Source organism: Mesorhizobium sp. M2A.F.Ca.ET.067.02.1.1 (assembly GCF_004023285.1).
Lineage (GTDB): Bacteria > Pseudomonadota > Alphaproteobacteria > Rhizobiales > Rhizobiaceae > Mesorhizobium.
The window spans coordinates 1-433 of record NZ_RZSB01001442.1; the positions used below are offsets into that span (position 1 = coordinate 1).

1 pseudogene is annotated in these 433 nt (G+C 61.4%); it reads left to right on the plus strand.

Annotation, left to right across the window (positions count from 1 at the left end):
* Positions 1 to 249 precede the first annotated feature (249 nt).
* Positions 250 to 433 (plus strand): annotated as a pseudogene (locus EOA28_RS39805) (hypothetical protein); the annotation flags it as partial.

The following is a 433-nucleotide window of genomic DNA, read 5'->3' on the forward strand; positions in this document are numbered from 1 at the left end:
AGAGCCAGGTTTAGCCCCTGCTTCAATGCGGCTGCCGATCCGGCGACGATCGTCCTGATACTAGGCTCGCTCGCGGCTGTGCCTTCGCGCGGGGCGAGAGGTGACGGGGACACACCCCGAATCGGCCACGACCGTCGCGCCAAAGGTAAATTTTGATTCAAACTTTGTTGGTAATTTCTCGTTAGGAATGGGGCTACCGGCGGCGCTGTTCCTGCCTTCGGTCTGTTTTGTCTTGCGTACAGGTCAAAGATGCGGATTTTTGGCGTCGTCAGTTTCGTGCTCGCAGCGCTTTGCCTTGCCGGCTGCTCGTCCACGTCGGGCGCCGATGCCCTGCAACTGCCGTCCAACGAGACGACGAGCTCGGTCGTGCGGCCGAGCGCGCCGGTTTCGAAGGGCATGAGGACGGTCCGGCGGGAGAAAACCGTCGAGACAG